General features: G+C 70.8%; 5 protein-coding genes (1 of these 5 running past the window's edge). 4 read left to right on the top strand and 1 reads right to left on the bottom strand.

Annotated elements, in window-relative coordinates:
- Positions 1–4: 4 nt before the first annotated feature.
- From KGD87_RS08165 to KGD87_RS08150, 4 genes are all read left to right on the top strand, one after another.
- Positions 5–520, top strand: a complete 516-nt coding sequence (locus tag KGD87_RS08165; RefSeq protein WP_284666905.1) for a gamma carbonic anhydrase family protein — start codon at positions 5–7, stop codon at positions 518–520.
- 41 nt (positions 521–561) lie between these two features.
- Positions 562–1,032, top strand: a complete 471-nt coding sequence (locus KGD87_RS08160) for a cyclic nucleotide-binding domain-containing protein (RefSeq protein ID WP_284666904.1) — start codon at positions 562–564, stop codon at positions 1,030–1,032.
- Between the two features lie 289 nt (positions 1,033–1,321).
- Complete coding sequence (locus KGD87_RS08155; RefSeq protein ID WP_284666903.1) at positions 1,322–2,098, top strand: DedA family protein; 777 nt, start codon at positions 1,322–1,324, stop codon at positions 2,096–2,098.
- 130 nt (positions 2,099–2,228) lie between these two features.
- Complete coding sequence (locus tag KGD87_RS08150) at positions 2,229–4,802, top strand: patatin-like phospholipase family protein (protein WP_284666902.1); 2,574 nt, start codon at positions 2,229–2,231, stop codon at positions 4,800–4,802.
- Here KGD87_RS08150 and KGD87_RS08145 read toward each other — a convergent pair.
- Positions 4,789–22,256: the end of a non-ribosomal peptide synthase/polyketide synthase gene (locus tag KGD87_RS08145; protein WP_284666901.1), read on the bottom strand. The gene runs 25,420 nt beyond the window's last position; the window shows 17,468 of its 42,888 coding nt (coding positions 25,421–42,888); its start codon lies beyond the right edge, outside the window; it ends in the stop codon at positions 4,789–4,791. The two genes, KGD87_RS08150 and KGD87_RS08145, sit on opposite strands and share 14 nt — an antisense overlap.

The following is a 22,256-nucleotide window of genomic DNA, read 5'->3' as shown; positions in this document are numbered from 1 at the left end:
CGCCATGCCGCTGAGAACGTTCCGAGGAATGTCGCCCCGCGTCCACCCGGGCTGCTTCGTGGACGACTCCGCCCAGCTCGTGGGCGACATCGAGGTGGGGGAGGGCTCCTCCATCTGGTTCAACTGCGTGCTGCGCGGGGACGTGAATCCCATCCGCATCGGGAAGCGCACCAACGTGCAGGACCTCTCCCTGGTTCACGTCACCAGCGGCAGGTCCGCCACCACGGTGGGGGACGACGTGACGGTGGGGCACCACGTCATCCTCCATGGGTGCACCATCGGCAACCGGGTGCTGGTGGGCATGGGCGCCACCGTCATGGATGACGCGGAGGTGGGGGACGACTGCATCATCGGCGCGGGGGCCCTGCTGACGCCGGGCACGAAGATTCCCCCGGGTTCCCTGGTGGTGGGCTCTCCGGGCCGGGTGAAGCGCCCCATCACCGAGGCGGAGCGTGAGTTCCTCCTGATGTCCGCCCAGCACTACGTGTTGCTCGCGGCCGAGTACCACACGGACCGCTGAGTCGCTCGCGAGCCTACGCTGGGCGTGTTAGGAGCACATCCATGGCTCTCGTGCCTGCCACAACGCTCAAGGCGTGTCCGCTGTTCAAGGGTTTCACGGACACCGGCATCCAGATTTTCGCCGGGGTTGCCGTCGCCCGTGCGTTCCCCAAGGGAACCGCGCTCTTCGCCGAGGGCAAGACGGGCGAGTCGCTCCTCATCGTGGGGGAGGGCACCGTGCGCCTGAGCGCCAGGAGCGCCGGGGGCGAAGACGTGTCCCTGGGTGAGGTCGGCTCCGGCGAACCCCTGGGTGAGCTGGCCCTGGTGCAGAAGGGTGAGCGGCTGTGCACCGCCACCGCCGTCACCGACGTGTCGGCCCTGGAGATTCGCGCCGCGGATTTCCAGAAACTCCTGGCCACCAAGCCGCAGGCCTGCGTGAAGCTGCTGATGGGCATCGTCGCGCACTTCGGCCAGAAGGCCCGCGGCAACCGGGACATGCTGCGCACGCTGATTCGAAAAGCCCCCGCGGCCTGAGCCGAAGGAGACGCCATTCGGGCGGGCGGTGGTTAAGCTGCTCGGCGGGGCGGCATGGGCCTCCTGGACGATTGGAACCCAGGTGGGCAGGCTGCCCGATGGGGCGGCGCGACGTCGGGACAGTGGGGCGGCGGGAGGCGGCGGTCGGAGAATAAGCAGGGACGAGGGGCGCCAAAGAGGGCCCAGGAGGAGGCCGGGTTTCAGGGATTTTGGGGTCGCTTCCCCTTGTTTGACCCGGAGTTTTGACGGCCGGGGCGGGCCCCTCGGACGTGAACGGACAGGACGACGCGTGCAAGAACTTCTCACCAACCTCCTCGGCGACTCGCAGGGCTTCTTCGCCTATGCCACCGTGTTCGGCATCCTGGTGGCCTGCGGTCTGGGTGTTCCTCTCCCGGAGGACATCTCCCTCATCCTCGGGGGCTTCCTGGCCCACAAGGGGGCCGCCAACCTGTCGGTGATGATGGTGGTCGGCTTCGCGGGCATCCTCGTCGGGGACAGCCTCATCTACCTCGCGGGCCGCCGGCTGGGCGGGAAGCTGGGACGTGAGGGCAGCGGCGGCTTCTTCGCCCGCATCGTCACACCCGAGAAACGCGCGAAGGTGGAAGGCCTCTTCGTCAAGCACGGCCAGAAGATTGTCTGCATCGCCCGCTTCATGCCGGGCGTGCGCGCCGTGACGTACTTCACCGCGGGCTCCGTGGGCATGTCCTACTGGCGCTTCATCTTCTGGGATGGCCTGGCGGCGCTGCTGTCCGCGCCCGTGTTCATCTGGCTCGGCTTCCACTTCGGTGGCGAGCTGGACACGCTGATCTCCAAGTTCAAGGAAGGGCAGTTCGCGGTCATGGGCGTGCTGGCCGTGGCCGCCATCGGCTACTTCGTGTGGCGCCGCCGGCAGGCCGCGCAGCGCGCCCAGGCCACCGCCACCGTGGAGCCCGTGGCGGTGCCCGCGCTGGTCCACGACTCGGTGGCCGTGCCGCTGCGCCCCCAGGTGTCCAGCACGGGCGACGCCCTGTTCGTCGCGGCGCCGGAGCAGGCCGCCGCCGACAGCTCGCACGAATTGCAGAAGTAGACGTAGGCCTTCATGTACAGGGCGCCGGGGACAACAGCTTCCCCGGCGTCTTCCGTGGTTGCCGGGCTTCCGGGATCAGGGTCAGGATTGAGGGATAGCCTCAACGTCGACCCTCTTCCGAGCCCTGCGAATGCCCAAGACTCTTCTTCGTGCCTGTGCCGTGGTCCTGCTCGCAGCGACGAGCACCGCGCAGGCGCAAGCCTTCCCCCCGGTCCCCTCCGAGGCCGAGGACTCCTCCACGCCCGCCGACGCCGTACCAGCGGACGCCCCCGCTGAGGCGCTCCCTGATGCGCCAGCGGCGCCGCCCGAAGCCGAAGCGAGCGAAGCGCCGGCCACCGCTGTCACCGAGCCCGTCCCGGCGGTGAGCCCCGAGGTGCCGCCCGTTGCGCCGAACGGTGGCGCCTTCGCGAAGGACACCGGGCTGGTCCCCGAGGGGACGCCGTACCTGCCACCGCACATCGAGGACTACGCCAAGGCCCGCGCGCTGGCCGAGGAGACGGAGCGCAGCGCGCCGGCCCTGGTCGTCAGCGGCGGCATCAGCCTGGGCGCGTATCAGGCGGGGTTCATCTCCACGCTGGTCCGGTTCTGGAGCGTCGCGCAGCGAGAAGGCGCGCAGGCGGACCTGGGCAACCCGGCGCCGCGGGTGTGGACGGGCGCCTCGGCGGGGGCGGTGAACGCGCTGCTCGGCGGACTGGCCTCGTGTGACACGGCGTTCGCCCAGCCCACGTGGGCGCCAGAGCAGAGCCTCTTCTGGAGCGTGTGGATCGACCAGCTCGACCTGGGGCGGCTGCTCCCCGAAGAGCGGAATGAGCCCGCTCAGGGCACGCACCTCTTCAGCGAGCCGCACATGCAGGACACCCTGCGGCTCATCCTGAAGAAGGCCCAGACGACCCGCTTCAAGGAGGACTGCACCTTCGCCTACGGCATCACCGTGACGAACCTGCGCGGGCGCGAGGTGCCCTTCGGCCAGGGCGGACCTGACTCCCAGTTCAAGCTGAAGCGCGTGACGGAGAAGCTCGTCGTGCAGGTGATGACGCAGGGCGAAGGGAAGCTCACCGCCCGGCTGCCCTTCATGGAGGGCGCGGTGAGCGCGTCGTTCCCCCACATCGGAGTGAAGCCCAAGGAGCTCGCGTACTACCCGGCGCTGGGCGCCCAGCCGACGGGCGACGGCGGCCACGAGGTGTCCCTGGAGAACCTGCTGCTCACCCCGCAGGCCTCTGGAGCCTTTCCGCTGGCGTTCCCGCCGGTCCCCGTCGATGTCTCCTTCTTCAACGAGACGCAATGGGGGCCCTTGGAGCCCCTCAAGCTCATTGACGGCGGCGTGCTCAACAACAACCCCGTGGACCTGGCGGTGCGGCTCGGCTCGCGGTGGGTGGAGCGCAGCGAGTCGCGGGAGACGACGCTCAATCGCGAGCGGTTCCCCGTCGTCTACCTGGACCAGGACGCCGTCGGCTGGGACTGGGCGCCAGCGCCCGCGCGGCCGAAGCGCTCCCGCAGCCCCTTGGACGAAGCCTACTTCCAGTACCTGGGCAACGTGCTGAGCGCCGCGCGCGACAGCGCCGTGCTCAACACGCTGGAGCACGACATCAATCTGTCGGGCCGCATCCAGATTCCCCGCCGCACGTCCGTGCTCCCGTCGGAGTTCCAGTTCGCGATGATGGGCTTCTACGACCGGCGCTTCCGCGAGCACGACTTCTACCGGGGCATGCAGGACGCCATCCGCTTCCTGTCGACCCAGCTCACCTCGACGCGCGCCGTCGACCTGCTGGTGCCTCGCGCCGACAAGGAGCGCCTGAGGGATCGCGAGCTGCGCGTGCTGAACGTCCTGGGCATCGACTCGCCCGGCTTCCGTTGCGTCGTGGGCAGCGATTGCAAGGCGACGCCGCAGCTGGAGCGGCTGCGCAAGGCCACCGACACCCTGACGCAGCAGGCGAAGGCGGGACAGCTCCAGAAGGGACAGGTCGACGACCTGCTCGCCGTGCTGGGCGACGTGGGCTACCAGTACAGCGACGGCGTCATGGAGGGCATCGAAGCCACGGGGACCCGCGAGGACCTCATCCCGGTCCGCCAGCGCGTGGGCACCGCCTTCCACAGCCTCGTCACGCAGCAGAAGGGCAACCTCAAGATTCCACTCCGCCCCGCGGGCTCCGCGTTCCTGGATGAGTGGCTGACGTACTCGAAGCCGCACCACGTCTGGACGCTCAGCGCCATGCGCCAGCGAGGCGTGGGCGTGGGCGTGGAGCTGCCATTCCTCGGGTCCGAACAAGGCCGCGAGGACTACGCCTACAGCCGCAACGAGTGGCGCTTCGGCACCGTGTTGTCCGGGCTGGGCGTGCGGGACATGGACCAGCTCGTGCCCAACGACACGCGCATCCGTTGGGCTTCGCTGGGCCTCTACATCGACTGCGTCTCCGACATGGATGGCTTCTCCGGCGCGATTCCATTCCTGGATTTGGGCCCGTACGTCCGGTGGCGCGCCGGACTGGGCGTGTCCGCCGGATACCTCACCCAGCCCAACGAATGGGCGCTGACGATTCCGGAGGCCCGCCTGGGCGTGGACCTGGCGGAGATGGTGGGCGTGCGCCTCACGGTGCCGGTCTACCTCCTCAAGAAGACGGAGGGAGAGCGGCAGCTCATCAGAGGGACGCCCAAGTACTTCAAGGAGCTGGGCCTGGGCGTCGAGTTCCTCCTCACCCGGTGGTGAGCTTCAGCGCGCTCCGGAGCCGGTCCGCCAGCTCGCGGACCCCCGGGGCGCGCAGCACGCTGTAGTGGTCGCCGGACACGGCGTGTTGCTCCAGTCCGGCGCCCACCAGCGCCTTCCACCCACCGTCCTCGGGCAGGCCCTCCGCGCCCTCCGTCGCCTGGAGCCGCAACACCCGGCCCAGGTTCAGCGCGGGCGGCTGGTAGCGGCGGGCGGCCCGGAGGTTGGCCTCGAACACCTGAAGCAGGGCCCGCAGGTGCGCGGGCTCCATTCCCGGCGACAGGGTGCCCGCGCGCTGGCCGGCTTCCCAGAGCGCCTCCAGTGGGGCCTCGGGCGACTGGGACGCGTCCTGCGGGGCGATGTCCGTGAGCCCGATGCCCAGCACGTCGCTCGCGAAGGCGGCGATGACTCGCGCGGCGTCGGGCTCGGGCTCGGCGGCGGTGAGCGCCGCGGGCGTGTAGGCGTCGATGAGCGCCAGCAGGGCCACCGCGTCTCCATGCTCGCGAAGCTGGCGCGCCATCTCATAGGCGATGACGCCGCCCACGGACCAGCCGCCCAGCAGGTAGGGCCCGGCGGGTTGGACCGCGCGGATGGCCTCCACGTAGGCGGCGGCCATCTCCTCCACCGTGCCCAGCGGAGGCGTGCTTCCGTCGAGCCCCTGGGCCTGGAGGCCGTAGAACGGACGCTCCGGCCCCAGCAGCCGGGCCAGCTCCGCGTAGGCCAGGACGTTGCCGCCGACCGGGTGCACGCAGAAGAACGGAACCTCCGTTCCACTCCGGCCCGCATCGAACGGGACCAGCAGTGACGACTGGCCGGCGTCGTCGCGACGCAGCAAGGCGGCGAGCTGCTCCACCGTGGGCGCCTGGAACAGCGCGGCCAGCGGAAGCGGCCGGTCCAGGGACTCGCGCAGGGCCGAGACGAGCCGCACGGCCAGCAGCGAGTGTCCACCCAGCTCGAAGAAGCCGGAGCGCACGCTGATGGGCTCCAGGCCGAGCACCTGCTCCCACGCACGCACGAGCCGCAGCTCCAGCGCATCCCGAGGCGCCACATGGACCTCCTGGCTCCGAGTGTCCGCGAGCGTGGGGGAGGGCAGGGCCTTGCGGTCGACCTTGCCGCTGGGTGTGAGCGGCAGGGACGCCAGTGGCACGAAGGCCGCGGGCACCATGTACTCCGGCAAGCGCTGCTGGAGGTGCTGGCGCAGGGCATCGGCGGTGACCGCGTCGGCGACGACGTAGGCGACGAGCCGCTTGTCTCCCGGCACGTCCTCGCGCGCGAGCACCACGGCGTCCCGCACCGCGTCGTGCGCACGCAAGGCGGCCTCGACTTCGCCCAGCTCGATGCGGAAGCCGCGCAGCTTCACCTGGAAGTCGAGCCGGCCCAGGTACTCCAGCGTGCCGTCGTGCCGCCACCGCGCCTTGTCTCCCGTGCGGTAGAGCCGCCCGCCGGGCGTCGTCGCGAACGGGTCGGGGACGAAGCGCTCCGCCGTGAGCCGTGGCTGCCCCAGGTAGCCACGGGCCAGCCCGTCTCCCGCCAGATAGAGCTCGCCCGCGGTGCCCAGCGGCGCAAGCTGTTGCCTCGCATCCAGCACATACGCCCGCGTTCCCGCCAGCGGCTTGCCGATGACGGGGACCGGACTCGGACTGCGCTGCACCTTCGCGAACGTGGCGTACACGGTGCTCTCCGTGGGGCCGTAGGCGTTGAACGCCGTCGTGCGCTCCGTGGTCGCCAACTGGCTCCAGAGCGACGGGTCCATGGCCTCACCCGCGCACAGAATCCTCGCGGGGACGTGGGGCCGCTCCAGCAGCCCCGCCTGGAGCAGGAGCGTCAGCTGCGCGGGCGTGCAGTCCAGCACGTCCACGCGCTGCTGCTCCAGCCACGCCACCATCGCCTCGGGATTCCTCCGGGTGTCCTCGGGCAGCAGGCACAGGCAGTGTCCGTCCGCCAGGTGCACGAGCTGGTCCATGCTGACGTCGAAGTAGAGCGGCGCGTTGAGGCTGAAGCGCTGTCCCGGGGCCAGCCCCGGGTGGAACGCCTGGCTCGAGGCCGAATGCAGCGCGGCCAACGAATGGTGCTGCACCATGACGCCCTTGGGCAGGCCCGTGGAGCCGGACGTGTAGATGACGTACGCGAGGTGCTCTCCCCGGACGTTCACCGGGACGTTGTCCGTGGGCAGTGACGCCAGCTTCGAGGCCTCGGTGTCCAGGCACAGCAGGTGCTGGACTCGAGGCTGCCAGGACTCAACCAGGTGCTGGACGGTGAGGAGGACGGACGCGTCACTGTCCTTCAGGACGAAGGACTTGCGCTGCGCCGGGGACGCCGGGTCGATGGGGACGAAGGCCCCGCCGGCCTTGAGCACCGCCAGCACCGCGACGATGGCGTCCGGCGTGCGCTCCAGGCACAGGCCCACGCGGACCTCCGGGCCCACGCCCAGCGAGCGCAGGTGCGCGGCGAGCTGGTTGGCCTTCGCGTTGAGCTGGCCAAACGTCAGCGCATGCGTCCCCATCGTCACGGCGGGGGCATCGGGCGTGTGGGCCGCTTGCTGCTCGAAGCGCGCGCGGAAGAACCCGCCACGCGCGCCGTCCGGTGCGACGCTGTGCCAGTCCACCATCAACTGCCGCAGCTCCGTCTCCGTGTGCAGGGGCAGGGTGGCGATGGCCACCTCCGGTGAGAGCACGGCGCGCTCCAGCAACAACTGGAGGTGGGTGGCCAACCGCTCCGCCGTGGCGCGCTCGAACAGCTCGGTGCTGTAGGCCAGCGCCCCTTCGTACCCGTCCTGGCCGCGTGACAGGTCCAGGTTCAGCTCGAACAGCGTCACACCGGAGGCGTCCACGTCCGCGGGACGCACCGCCAGCTTGGGCAACACCAGCTCCGGGACCTGGGTGTTCTGGAGCGCGAACATCACCTGGAACAGCGGCGTGCGGCTCAGGTCGCGCGAAGGCTGGAGTTCCTCCACCAGCCGCTCGAAGGGCACGTCCTGGTGCTCGTAGGCCCCCAGCGTGGTGTCTCGCACTTGCGCCAGCAACTGACGGAACGTCGTAGAGGGCGTGACTCGGGCGCGCAGCACCAGCGTGTTGACGAAGAAGCCGATGAGAGGCTCGGTCTCCGCGTGGCGCCGGCCGGCGATGGGCGAGCCCACCAGCACGTCGTCCTGTCCCGAATGACGGGCGAGGACGGCCTGGAAGCCCGCCAGCAACAGCATGAAGGGCGTGACGCCTTCACGCTGAGCCAGCACCTCCAACATCAGGGAGAGCTCGTGCGTCAGTCGCACCGGAACCGCCGCGCCGTGGTGGCGCAGCACCGCGGGCCGCGGCTTGTCGGTGTGCAGCTCCAAGGCATGCGGCGCGCCCGCCAGTTGCGTCTTCCACCAGCCGAGCTGCTCCTTCAGCGTCTCGCCCTGGAGCCAGCCGCGTTGCCACACCGCGTAGTCGGCGTACTGCACCGGAAGCTCGGGCAGGGTCGCGGGTGTCCCAGACTGGAAGGCCCCGTAGAGCGAAGTCACCTCACGGACCAGCACGCCCATGGACCAGCCGTCCGAGACGATGTGGTGCAGGCACAGCAGCAAGACGTGCTCGGACGGCTCCAGCTTCAGCAGGGTGACGCGCAGCAGCGGCCCCTCGGAGAGCTTGAACGGCTGCCGCGCATCCTGAGTGGCGCGCTTCAACGCCTCCGCGTCCCGCTGCGCCCGGTCCTGGACGTCAGAGAGGTCCACCACCACCACCTCCGTGGCGTGCGGCGGGTGGATGACCTGCCGGGGCTCACCATCCACGGACTGGAACGTGGTGCGGAGCGCTTCGTGCCGCTCCACCAGGGCATTCACGGCGCGCCGCAGGGCCTCGACGTCCAGGGCGCCGGACAACCGCAACGCGGACGGCATGTTGTAGGACACGTCCCCCGGCTTGAGCTGGTCCAGGAACCACAGCCGCTGCTGCGCGAAGGAGAGCGGCACCTGGCCGTCCCTCCCACCGCGCCTCAAGGGTGGGAGCCTGGAGCCTGAGGTGGCGGAGGCCAGACGCTCGGCGAGCGCGGCCACGGTGGGGGCCTCGAAGAACGTACGGAGGCTCAGCTCCACATCGAAGGCCGCGCGGAGACGGGCCACGACCTGGGTGGCCAACAGGGAGTGGCCTCCCAGCTCGAAGAAGTTGTCGCGCCGTCCCACGGTGGGAACGCGCAGCAGCTCCTTCCAGACCTCCGCCAGCCGGACTTCCACCGGCGTCGCGGGGGGCTCGGCGTCGCGCGTCAGCGTGAGCTGCGAGTCCTCCGCTGCCGGCAAGGCCTTGCGGTCGACCTTGCCGGTGGACGTGAGCGGCAGGGACGCCAGTGACACGAATGCAGCGGGCACCATGTACTCGGGCAGACGCTGCTGGAGGTGCTGGCGCAGGGCATCGGCGGTGACCGCGCCGCCCACGACGTAGGCGACGAGCCGCTTGTCTCCCGGCACGTCCTCTCGCGCTAGCACCACCGTGTCTTGGACCCCGTCGTGCGCGCGCAAGGCGGTCTCGACTTCGCCCAGCTCGATGCGGAAGCCGCGCAGCTTCACCTGGAAGTCGAGCCGGCCCAGGTACTCCAGCGTGCCGTCGTGCCGCCACCGCGCCTTGTCTCCCGTGCGGTAGAGCCGCTCGCCGGGCGTCGTCGCGAACGGGTCGGGGACGAAGCGCTCCGCTGTGAGCCGTGGCTGCCCCAGGTAGCCCCGAGCCAGCCCGTCTCCCGCCAGATAGAGCTCGCCCGCGGTGCCCAGCGGCGCAAGCTGTTGCCTCGCATCCAGCACATACGCCCGCGTTCCAGCCAGCGGCTTGCCGATGACGGGGACCGGACTCGGACTGCGCTGCACCTTCGCGAACGTGGCGTACACGGTGCTCTCCGTGGGGCCGTAGGCGTTGAACGCCGTCGTGCGCTCCGTGGTCGCCAACTGGCTCCAGAGCGACGGGTCCATGGCCTCACCCGCGCACAGAATCCTCGCGGGGACGTGGGGCCGCTCCAGCAGCCCCGCCTGGAGCAGGAGCGTCAGCTGCGCGGGCGTGCAGTCCAGCACGTCCACGCGCTGCTGCTCCAGCCACGCCAGCATGGCCTCCGGGTCCTTCCGCGTCTCCTCGGGCAGCAGGCACAGGCAGTGTCCGTCCGCCAGGTGCACGAGCTGGTCCATGCTGACGTCGAAGTAGAACGGCGCGTTGAGGCTGAAGCGCTGCCCCGGGGCCAGCCCCGCGTGGAACGCCTGGCTCGAGGCCGAATGCAGCGCGGCCAGCGAGTGGTGCTGCACCATGACGCCCTTGGGCAGGCCCGTGGAGCCGGACGTGTAGATGACGTACGCGAGATTCTCCCCGCGGACCTCCACCGCGACCTCGTCCGTGGGCAGTGACGTCAGCGTCGATGCCTCGGCATCCAGACACAGCAGGTGCTGTACTCGAGGCTGCCAGGACTCAACCAGGTGCTGGACGGTGAGGAGGACGGACGCGTCACTGTCCTGCAGGACGAAAGACTTGCGCTGCGCCGGGGACGCCGGGTCGATGGGGACGAAGGCTCCACCCGCCTTGAGCACCGCCAGCACCGCGACGATGGCCTCTGGCGTGCGCTCCAGGCACAGCGCCACGCGGACCTCGGGGCCCACGCCCAGCGAGCGCAGGTGTGCGGCGAGCTGGTTGGCCTTCGCGTTGAGCTGGCCAAACGTCAGCGCATGCGTCCCCAGCGTCACGGCGGGGGCATCGGGCGTGTGGGCCGCTTGCTGCTCGAAGCGCGCGCGGAAGAACCCGCCACGCGGGCCGTCGGACGCGGTGCTGTTCCAGTCCACCATCAACTGCTGCTGCTCCACCTCCGTGTGGAGGGGCAGGGTGGAGACCGGGACGTCCGGCGCGGCCACGGCGCCTTCGAGCACCATTTCGAAGTGCGCCACCAACTGCTCCGCCGTGGCGGGCTCGAACAGCTCCGTGCTGTAGATGAGCGCGCCCTGGTAGCCCTCTGGGAGACGGGACACCGCCAGCTCCAGCTCGAACCGGCTCATGCCATGGGCCGGCTCCAGCTCTCGCAGGGTGAGCTCCGGGAGGGAGAACTCGCCGGCCGGTGCGTTCTGCAGGGCGAAGAGGGCCTGGAACAGCGGCGTGCGGCTCAAGTCTCGCGACGGCTGTAGCTCCTCCACCAACCGTTCGAAGGGCACCTCCTGGTGCTCGTAGGCGCCCAGGGTGGTGTCGCGCACTTGCGCCAGCAGCTGGCGGAACGTCGTCTCCGGGGAGATGCGAGCGCGCAGCACCAGCGTGTTCACGAAGAAGCCGATGAGGGGTTCGGTCTGCGTCTGACGGCGGCCGGCGATGGGCGAGCCCACCAGCACGTCGTCCTGCCCGGAGTGACGGGCCAGGAGCGCCTGGAAGGCCGCGAGCAGCAGCATGAACGGCGTGACGCCTTCCTGCTGGGCCAGGGCCTCCAGCGACTGACTGAGCGCGAGCGGGAGCTGCACCGGCACTCCGGCGCCGTGGTGATTCAGCACCGCGGGCCGGGGCTTGTCGGTGGGCAACTCCAGCGCGTGCGGCGCACCGGCCAGCAGCTCCTTCCACCAGTCCAGGTGGTGCGTCAGCGTCTCGCCCTGCATCCACCCGCGCTGCCAGACGGCGTAGTCGGCGTACTGCACGGGAAGCTCGGGCAGGGTGACGCGCTGGCCGCGCCGGAAGGCTTCGTAGAACGCGGCCACTTCGCGGACGAGCACGCCCATGGACCAGCCGTCCGAGATGATGTGGTGCATGCAGAGCAGCAGCACATGCTCGGTGGGAGCGAGCTTCAGCAAGGTGACGCGGAGCAGCGGACCCGTGGACAAGTCGAAGGGCCGTTGTGCGTCATGCGTGGCGTGCTTCAGCGCCTCCGCCTCCCGGTGCGCCCGTCCGTGGAGCGCCGAGAGGTCCACCGTGGTCATCGGCAGCGCGCGCGGTGGCTGGACGACTTGACGGGGCTCACCCGCCTCGGCCTGGAACGTGGTGCGGAGCGCTTCGTGCCGCTCCACCAGGGCATTCACGGCACGCCGCAGGGCCTCGACGTCCAGGGCGCCGGACAACTGGAGCGCGGACGGCATGTTGTAGGACACGTCTCCCGGTTGGAGCTGGGCCAGGAACCACAGGCGTTGCTGCGCGAAGGACAGCGGCGCCGGACCGTCACCCTGCGCGCGCGTGAGTGGTGGCAGGCGCGTGGCGGACGCGGCGGAGGACAGACGCGCCGCGAGTCCCGCCACGGTGGGCGCCTCGAAGAAGGCGCGCAGGCTCAACTCCACGTCGAAGTCGGCGCGGATACGGGCCACCACGCGCGTGGCCAGCAGGGAGTGGCCCCCCAGCTCGAAGAAGTTGTCGCGCCGTCCCACGGTGGGGATTCGCAGCAGCTCCCGCCAGAGCTCCGCCAGCCGGGCCTCCGTGGGTGTCGCGGGCGGCTCGGTGTCACGGGTGAGCGCCAGCTGCGAGCCCTCCGGCGCCGGAAGGGCCCTCCGGTCCACCTTGCCACCAGGCGTCAGGGGCAGGGCGCTCAGCGACACGAAGGCCGCTGGCACCATGTACTCCGGGAGGCCCCGGCGCAGGTGCTCGCGGAGGGCGGACGCCTCCACCGAGGCCGCTTCCGCTTCGGACGACGGTACGACGTAGGCCACCAGCCGCTTGTCGCCAGCGGCGTCTTCGCGGGCCTGGACCACGGCGTCGTGGACCGCCGGGTGCGCGCGGAGGGCGGCTTCAACCTCTCCGGGCTCGATGCGGACGCCGCGGACCTTCACCTGCGTATCGCCGCGGCCCAGGTACTCCAGGTTCCCGTCCCGGCGCCACCGGGCCAGGTCGCCGGTCCGGTACAGGCGCTCGCCTTCCACGAAGGGCGAAGGCACGAAGCGCTCCGCCGTCAGGTCCGGCCGCCCCAGGTAGCCGCGGGCCACGCCGCCGCCGCCGATGAACAGCTCGCCGGGCACGCCCGGGGGGACGGGCTCCAGCTCGCGATCCACCACGTACAGCCGCACGTTCGTCAGGGCCCGGCCAATGGGGACCTCGCGCTCGGCTCCCTCGGCCTGCCGGGCGCCGGTGGACGACAGGTCCACGGACGTGGCCACCGCCGTCACTTCGGTGAGTCCGTACGTGTTCAGCAGCGGCACCTCGGCGCCGACGCTCCGACGCCACTGGGCGACCCGCTCCGGGGCCACGCGCTCGCCGCCAGTCACCACCCACTTCAGTCCCTGGGGAAGGCGGGCGGTGCCAGCCTCGAGGCTCGCCGTCACGTCGTGCCAGAACGCCGTGGGCAGGTTGAGCTGCGTCACACCCGCCGCTTCGCACTTCGCCAGGAACGCGCCGGGCTCGTCGAGCATGTCCGGCGTCCGGAGCACCAGCGTCCCGCCGCTCGTCAGGCACGGGTAGATTTCCTCCGCGCTCGTGTCCCAACTGATGGAGGCGAACTGGAGCACCCGGTCTCCCGGCGCCACTGGGAACGCCTTCCACGCCGCGCGAGTGAAGTTCACCAGTGACTGGTGCTGGACGACCACGCCCTTGGGGCGACCCGTGGAGCCGGACGTGTAGAGCACGTACGCCGAGGCCTCGGGGGGCACCGGGACCGAAGGCGCTTGAACCACACCGGTAGAAGGCGGCACCTCCGCGTCCAACCAGACGCGGCCCTCCGCTTCTCCCAGCCGCGCTCGGAGCGCCGCGCGGGCCACGATGACCTGGGCGCCGCTGTCCTCCAGCATGAAGCGCAGGCGCTCCACCGGGTACTCCGAGTCCAGCGGCACGTACGCCCCGCCGGCCTTGAGCACCCCCAGCAGCGCGACCAGCAACTCCACCGAGCGCTCCACGCACACGGCGACGCGATGCTCCAGCCCCACGCCCGCCGCGCGCAGGCGGAGGGCGAGCGCATTCGCCCGCTCATCCAGCTCCCGGTACGTCACCGACTCGGCGCCCGCCATCACGGCCAGCGCGTCGGGCGTGCGCGCCACCTGCGCCTCGAAGAGCGCGTGGATGCGCGCGTCCTCGGGCAGCACCTCCCGAGCCCCGTTTGACGCTTCGAGCAGGGCCCGGCGCTCCTCCGGAACCATCAACGGCAGCGCGGCCACGCGCTCATCTGGCCGGGCCAGGATGCCCTCCAGGAGCCGCGGGTAGTGCGACGCCAGCTGCCGGGCCGTGTCGGCTTCATACAGGTCGGTGCTGTAGTTGAGCGCCCCGCTGAAGCCGTCCGCGCCGCGGAGCAGGTCCAGGCTCAGCTCGAACAGGGCCACGCCCGAGTCCTCGCCGTCGGCCGGCCTCACCGTCAGGCCGGGCAACACGAGCTCGGGGATGGGCGCGTTCTGCAAGGTGAACAGCGTCTGGAAGAGCGGGGTGCGGCTCGTATCGCGCTCGACTTGGAGCTCCTCCACCAGCCGCTCAACGGGGAGGTCCTGGTGCTCGTAGGCGCCCAGCGTGGTGTCGCGCACTTGCGCCAGCAACTGGCGGAAGGTCAGCTCCCAGCTGAAGCGCGCGCGCAGCACCAGCGTGTTCACGAAGAAGCCAATGAGCCCCTCCGTCTGCGCGTGATGCCGTCCTGCGATGGGCGAGCCCACCAGCACGTCGTCCTGTGCCGAGTACCGGTTCAGCAGCACCTGGTACGCCGCCAGCAGCACCATGAAGGGGGTGACACCTTCACGCTGGGCCAGCGTCTCCACGGCCTGACTGAGCGCCAGGGACAGCCGCACCGGCACGGACGCGCCCCGGTTGCCGAGGAACGCCGGGCGCGGCTTGTCGGTGGGCAGCTCCAGCGCATGCGGCGCACCGGCGAGCTGCTCTCTCCAGAAGCCGACCTGCTGCTTCAGCGCGTCACCCTGGAGCCAGCCGCGCTGCCACACCGCGTAGTCGGCGTACTGCACGGGAAGCTCGGGCAGCGTGACGGGCTGGCCGGCGTGGAAGGCGCCGTAGAGCGACGTCACCTCGCGGACCAGCACGCCCATGGACCAACCATCCGAGATGATGTGGTGCATGCACAGCAGCAGCACGTGCTCGGCCGGCGCCAGCTTCAGCAGCGTGACGCGCAGCAGCGGGCCCGCGGTCAGGTTGAATGGACGGCGGGCATCGGCGGTGACGCGCTTCAGCGCCTCGGCCTCTCGCTGCGCCCGGTCCTGGATGCCGGAGAGGTCCACCGCGTCCACCGCCACGGCGTGCGGCGGGTGGATGACCTGGCGGGGGGCGCCCTCCTCGGTCTGGAAGGTGGTGCGGAGCGACTCATGTCGGCGGACCATTTCGTCCACGGCCCGCTGCAAGGCGGTCGCGTCCAAGGTCCCCGACAGGCGCAGCGCCGTCGGCATGTTGTAGGACGCGTTGCCCGGCTGGAGCTGCTCCAGGAACCACAGCCGCTGCTGCGCGAAGGAGAGCGGCACCGGCCCGTCCCCGCGAGCCTGCGTCAGGGCTGGGAGCTGGGGACCGGATGAGGCGGACGACAGCCGCTCCGCGAGCGCGGCCACGGTGGGCGCCGCGAAGAACGCGCGCAGGTTGAGGTCCACGTCGAAGTCTGCGCGGAGGCGGGCCACGACCTGGGTGGCCAGCAGGGAGTGCCCGCCCAGCTCGAAGAAGTTGTCGCGGCGGCCCACCGCGGGGACGCGCAGCACCTCCTTCCAGAGCTCCGCCAGCCGGGCCTCCAGGGGCGTCGCGGGCGGCTCGACCTCGCGTTTGACGGCCAGGTTCGAGACGTCCGGGACGGGCAGGGCCTTCCGGTCCACCTTGCCAGTGGCGGTCAGGGGCAGGGTGCCCATCAGCACGAAGGCGGACGGCACCATGTACTCCGGCAGTCGCTCCTGGGCGTGCTGACGCAACTGCTCCGCGCTCACGGGAGCTTCGGGGTCGACGACGACGACCACGTAGGCCACGAGCCGCTTGTCGCCGGGCACGTCCTCGCGCGCCAGCACCACGGCGTCCTGGACCTTTTCGTGGGTCCGCAGCACGGCCTCGATTTCGCCCAGCTCGATGCGGAAGCCGCGCAGCTTCACCTGGAAGTCGAGCCGGCCCAGGTACTCCAGCGTGCCGTCAGGCCGCCACCGCGCCTTGTCTCCCGTGCGGTAGAGGCGGGCACCCGGCGTTCCACTGAAGGCGTCCGGGATGAAGCGCTCCGCCGTCAGTCGCGGCTGTCCCAGGTACCCGCGGGACAGACCGTCTCCCGACAAGTAGAGCTCGCCCGCGATGCCCGCCGGAGCCACCCGCAGCCGCGCATCCAGCACGTACGCACGCGTTCCCTGGATGGGCCGCCCGATGACAGGCACGGGCGCGGAGCTGTTCCGGACCGACGCCGTGGTGGCGCAGACCGTGCTCTCCGTGGGGCCATACGCATTGAAGGCCGTCGTGCGGTCCGTGCTCGCCAACTGCTTCCAGAGCGAGGGCGCCATGGCCTCGCCCGCGCACACGATGCGCGAGGGCACCTGGGCCTGCTCCAGCAGCCCCGCCTGGAGCAGGAGCGTCAACTGCGCCGGCGTGCAGTCCAGCACGTCCACGCGCTGCTGCCCCAGCCACGCCAGCATGGCCTCCGGGTCCTTCCGCGTCTCCTCGGGCACCAGGCACAGGCAGTGTCCGTCCGCCAGATGGGCGAGCGGTTCGAGCGCGCCGTCGAAGTGGAACGGGGCGTTGAGGCTGACCCGCTGCCGTGGGGCGCCCACCGCCTGGAACGCCTGCGCCGTTCCGTCATGCATGGCGAGCAACGAGCGGTGCTGCACCATGACGCCCTTGGGCGTGCCCGTGGAGCCAGACGTGTAGATGACGTACGCGAGGTTCTCTTCGCGCACGTTCACCACGACGTTCCGCGTGGGCAGTGACGCCAGCTTCGAGGCCTCGGTGTCCAGGCACACCACGTTCCGGACCTGGGGCTGCCAGGCCTCGGCCAGGTGCCGGAGCGTGAGCAGGACGGATGCGTGACTGTCCTTCAGGACGAAGGACTTGCGCTGCGCCGGGGACGCCGGGTCGATGGGGACGAAGGCCCCGCCCGCCTTGAGCACCGCCAGCACCGCGACGATGGCGTCCGGCGTGCGCTCCAGGCACAGGCCCACGCGGACCTCGGGGCCCACGCCCAGCGAGCGCAGGTGCGCGGCGAGCTGGTTGGCTCGCGTGTTGAGCTGGGCATACGTCAGGACCTGGTCCTCCAGCGTCACGGCGGGAGCATCGGGCGTCCGGGCGGTTTGTTCCTCGACGCGAGCGTGGAAGGTCGCCTCGCGGGGACCGTCCAGCACGTCCAACGGCTGCGACGCCTCCTCCTTTTCGAGCGGCAGCGCGGAGACAGGGGTGTCCGGCGACGTCACGGCCTCTTCCAGCAGGACCTGGAGGTGCGCCACCAGCCGCTCCGCCGTGGCGGATTCGAACAGGTCGGTGCTGTAGACGAGCCCGCCCAGGTAGCCCTCGGCCGCGCGGGACAGGACCAGCTCCAGCTCGAAGCGGCTGACGGTGTGCTTCGATTCGAAGCCCCGGAGGGACAGGTCCGGGAGCGTCAGCTCGGGGACCGGCGTGTTCTGCAGGGCGAACATCACCTGGAACAGCGGCGTGCGGCCCTCCTCGCGAGCGGGCCGGAGCTCCTCCACCAGCCGCTCGACGGGGAGGTCCTGGTGCTCGTAAGCGCCCAACGTGGTGTCACGGACCTGGGCGAGCAGCTCCCGGAAGGTCGTCTCCTCACCGATGCGCGCGCGCAGCACCAGCGTGTTGACGAAGAAGCCGATGAGCCCCTCGGTCTGCGCGTGACGACGGCCGGCGATGGGCGAGCCCACCAGCACGTCCTCCTGTCCGGAGTACCGGTTCAGCAGCACCTGGAAGGCGGAGAGCAACACCATGAAGGGCGTTGCCCGCTCCTTGAGCGCGAGCGCGTCCACGGCGTCGCTCAGGGCCGCCGGCAGTTGGATGGGCGTGTTGGCGCCCTGGAGGGACGGCTGCTCCGGCCTCGGCTTGTCGGTGGGGAGCTCCAGGTACGGCGGCGCGTCCGCGAGCATCCCGCGCCAGTAGTCGAGCTGCGCTTCCAGGACCCGGCCCTGGAGCCAACTCCGCTGCCACGCCGCGAAGTCCGCGTACTGGAATGGGAGCGCGGGCAGGGGGGACGGCTGTCCCTGCCTGAAGGCGGCGTAGAGCGCCGCCATCTCCCGGACCATCACTCCGTTGGACCAGCCGTCGGTGACGATGTGGTGCATGTTGACGACCAGCACATGCTCCGTCGCCGACTGCTTCATCAGAATGCCGCGGACCACCGGGCCCTTCGCCAGGTCGAAGGGGCGCTGGACCTCTTCCTGAACCCGGCGCAGCGTCTCCTCTTCACGGAGGTGGGCGCTGGCCGAACCCGACAAGTCCAGGACCTGGATGGGGACCTGAGCAGGCGGGTGGATGACCTGGACGGGTGAGTCGCCCTCCATGCGGAACGTCGTCCGCAGCACCTCGTGGCGGGCGACCAGCGTGTCGAAGCTTCGCTGGAGCGCGGGCAGGTTCAACACGCCCGTGAGCTGGAGCGCCAGCGGGTGGTTGTAGGCACTGCTGTCGGACTCGCTCCACTGACTGATGACCCACAGCCGCTGCTGGGAGAAGGACAGGGGCAGCGATGCGCGCCGGTCCGCGTGGGTCAGGGCTGGCACCGCGGCCGCGGGCTGCGTGGGCGCGTTCTTCTGGCCGTCCAGGTACGCCGCGAGTCCGGCGACCGTGGGGGACTCGAAGAAGGCGCGCAGCGGGAGCTCGATGCCGAAGCGCGTTCGCACACGCACCACCACCTGGGTGGCCAGCAGCGAGTGGCCCCCCAGCTCGAAGAACCCATCGTGGATGCCGACCCGGCCGACGCTGAGCACCTGGGCGAAGAGCTCGGCCAGGGCTTCCTCCGTCGGCGTGCGCGGCGCCACGTAGAGGCCTCGCTGGACGGTGGGCGCCTCGGGGGCGGGGAGGGCCTTGCGGTCCACCTTTCCGCTGGGCGTCAGCGGCAGGACGCCCAGGTGAACGAAGGTCGAAGGCACCATGTGCTGGGGGAGCTGCTTCAGCAGGTGCGCTCGAAGTGTCTCAGCCTCCAGCGGCGCCGAGTCACCCGTCACGTACGCCACGAGGCGTGCGTCCCCTTGCGTCTCCTCGCGCACCAAGGCGACGGCGTCGCGCACGCCGGGATGCGTGCGCAGCGCGGCCTCGACTTCACCCAATTCAATGCGGAAGCCGCGCAGCTTCACCTGGAAGTCCGCCCGGCCCAGGTACTCCAGCGTGCCGTCCGGCAGCCACCGCGCCACGTCTCCGGTGCGGTACAGGCGCGCACCTGGAGTGCCGCTGAAGGCATCCGGGATGAAGCGCTCCGCCGTCAGTTGGGGCCGCTGCCAGTAGCCGCGCCCCACCTGCACGCCGCCAATGTGCAGCTCACCCGGAATGCCCACCGGCGTCGGCTGCCCGTGCGTGTCCAGCACGTACAGCACCGTATTAGCTACGGGGCGGCCAATGGGCACCCGGTGGAAGTCCTCGCCACGCGGGCAGGGCCAGTACGTGACGTCCACCGCTGCTTCTGTCGGGCCGTAGAGGTTGTGTACCCGCGCTGGTGCGGGCAGCCGCGCGTAGGCCTTCTTCACCAACTCCGCGCTCAGCGCCTCGCCGCTGCACACCACCCGCCGCAGGCTTGCCAACCCCTCCAGCCCTGGCTCCTCCACGAAGGCGCGCAGCATTGACGGCACGAAGTGCACCGTCGTCACGCCCTCCGCCTTCATCAGCTTCACCAGGTACGCCGGCTCCTGGTGTCCACCCGGCCGCGCGAGTACCAGCTTCGCCCCCGCCAGCAGCGGCCAGAAGAACTCCCACACCGACACGTCGAAGCTGAAGGGCGTCTTCTGCAGCACCACATCCGCGCCGCTAAGCCCGTACTCCTCCTGCATCCACTTCAGCCGGTTGACGACGCCTCCGTGCGCATTCATTGCCCCCTTCGGCCGCCCCGTGCTTCCCGACGTGAAGATGACGTACGCCAGCGACTCCGGGCCCACCTGCACCAGCGGCTTCGTCACCGCCTGCTTCGACACCTCCGCCGCTTCACTGTCCAGGCACACGACTCGGGCGGAACTGGCCGGAAGCACCGACTTCCACTTCTCGTGCGTCAGCAGCACCGAGGCGCCTGTGTCCTCCAGCATCCACCCCAGCCGCTCCTTCGGGTACGCCGGGTCCACTGGCACATAAGCCGCGCCCGCCTTCAGCACCCCCAGCAGCGCCACCACCAGGTCCACCGAGCGCTCCAGGCACACGCCCACCAGCGCCTCCGGCGCCACCCCCAGGGCCCTCAACTGGTGCGCCAACTGGTTGGCCCTCGCCTCCAACTCCTGGTACGTCAGCCGCTCCGTCTCGAACGCCACCGCCACCGCGTCTGGCGTCCGCTCGACTTGCGCTTCCACCAGTGCGTGGATGCTCGCCTCCGAAGCGGGCGCCAGCTCCCGTCCCTGGAAGCCCTTCAGCACCTGGCGGCGCTCGGCCTCCGAATGGATGGCCACGCGCTGCAGTGACAGGTCCGGCGTGACGATGACGGCCCGGGCGAGCTCGGTCAGATGGCCCGCGAGCCGCTCCACGGTGCCGACGTCGAAGAGGCTCGACGCGTACTCAAAGCGGCAGAAGAGGGTGTTCTTGCGCTCGACGATTTCCAGGCTCAGGTCGAACTTGGAGGTATCCGCCTCGATGCCGAGCTGGCTCAACTTCAGCGATTGATGCGCCACGTCCACGGTGGGCGTGTTGACCACGTTGAGGACGGCCTGGAACACGGGCGTGCGGCTCTGGTCACGCGGCAACTGGAGCGCTTCGATGATGCGCTCGAAGGGCGCGTCCTGGTGCGCGAACGCATCCAGTGACTGGTGCTTCACGCGGCCCAGCAGCTCCCGGAACGACGGTGCTCCCTCCAGTCGCGAGCGCAGCGCGAGCGTGTTCACGAAGCAGCCCAGCAGTCCCTCCACCTCCGGCCGGGAGCGTCCCGCCGTGGGGATGCCCACCGCGAAGTCCTCCTGACCCGCGGTGCGCCCCAGCAGCGCCTGGAACAGCGCCATGAGCACCATGAACGACGTGGCGCCCTCGCGCCGCCCGAAGGCGAGCAGGGGTTCCGAGACGTCGACGGGCAGTTCGAAGCGGAAGCTGCCGCCCGCGTAGGATTGGATCGCGGGCCGGGGCCGGTCCGTGGGCAACTCCAGCGCGGGGACGGCCGTGAGCCGCTCCTTCCACCACCGGACCTGCTGCTCCATCACCGCGCCTTCCAGCCACTGGCGCTGCCACACCGCGTAGTCGGCGTACTGCACCTCCAGCGGCGGAAGCGGCGAGGGGATGCCCGCGCTGAAGCAGGCGTAGAGCACCGACAGCTCGCGGCCCAGCACCAGGGTGCACCACGCGTCGGAGATGACGTGGTGCTGCATCAAGCTCAGGACGTGCTCCTCCGGTCCCAGCCGGAGCAGCACCGCGCGCCCCACCGGGCCCTTCTCCAAATCGAAGGGAATCGCCCCGAGCGCCGCGCACCGCCGCAGCATCTCCGCTTCACGCGCCTCCGCCGTATCACCGGGGACGTCTTCCAGCGGCATCGGCAGCAAGCCCTCCGCGTGGATGACCTGGACCGCGCCGTCTTCCGTGAGCTGGTACGTCGTGCGGAGGACTTCGTGCCGCTGCACCACCTCGTTGAGTGCGGCCTGGAGCGCTTCGACGTTCAGCGGGCCCGTGAGGCGGAAGCTGGAGCCGTTGTTGTACGCCGTGCTGCCTGGATCGAGCTGCTGGAGGTACCAGAGCCGCTGCTGCGCGAAGGACAGGGGCAGCGGCCGGTTCCGGGACACGCGAGCAATCGCGGAGGGCTCGGGTTGCAGCATCGGCGCGGGCGCCGAGGGCGCGGGGGGCGCCTTGGGCTTCGGCGCGGGGGCCTGCACCTTGGGCGCGGCGGGGAGGGTGACGTGCTCCACGCGGCCGTCCACGCGGAGCCGCGCGTGCCGCCCGGTCCGGAAGAGCCGGGCCTCGCTGCTCGACGGGTGCTGCACGAAGCGGCGGCGCTCCTGTTCGTTGGCGCGCCACAAGTCCCAGGGGAGGCCCGCGCCCTCCAGGGCCAGCTCACCGACGACACCGGGGGGCACCGGCAATCCAGCCGCGTCCAGCACCCAGGACTGGAGCCCTTCGGGGACCCGCTCCGTCGGAGGCCGTGGCAGCAGGCCGCCCTCGCTAGCGGCACCCGCGAGCAGGACCTCCGTGCCCAGGTTCCGGTGCAGCGACATGGCCAGCTCCGCGGAGGCGCCGTCCAGGACGAGCGCGCCCACGGGCTCCAGGGCCTCGCGGGCCTGCGGCAGCTCCACCAGCGTGCGCGCCAGCCGCGCCGAGGCATGCAGCAGGACGGCGCCCGACTGCCGGGCCAGCGCCAGCAGCTCGTCCACCGCGAGCGTTCCCTCCGCTTGCCGCTGGACCTTCCGCTGCGAGGCTTCCTGCACCAGCCGCTCGCGAATCACGGTCAGCCGGCGCAGGCCCTCCAGCACCACCGGCGTGTCCAGGCCGAAGTCGATGAGGCAGGCCACCTCGTCCACGTCGG

Source organism: Myxococcus sp. SDU36 (assembly GCF_030168875.1).
Lineage (GTDB): Bacteria > Myxococcota > Myxococcia > Myxococcales > Myxococcaceae > Myxococcus > Myxococcus vastator.
The sequence above is the reverse complement of the archived record's forward strand: the minus strand, read 5'-3'. Positions and strand labels throughout refer to the sequence as shown.

What these genes read in the sequence shown, in the direction of transcription:
- KGD87_RS08165 (WP_284666905.1), top strand. Translation starts at nt 5, where the DNA reads ATGCCGCTGAGAACGTTCCGAGGAATGTCGCCCCGCGTCCACCCGGGC.
- KGD87_RS08160 (WP_284666904.1), top strand. Translation starts at nt 562, where the DNA reads ATGGCTCTCGTGCCTGCCACAACGCTCAAGGCGTGTCCGCTGTTCAAG.
- KGD87_RS08150 (WP_284666902.1), top strand. Translation starts at nt 2,229, where the DNA reads ATGCCCAAGACTCTTCTTCGTGCCTGTGCCGTGGTCCTGCTCGCAGCG.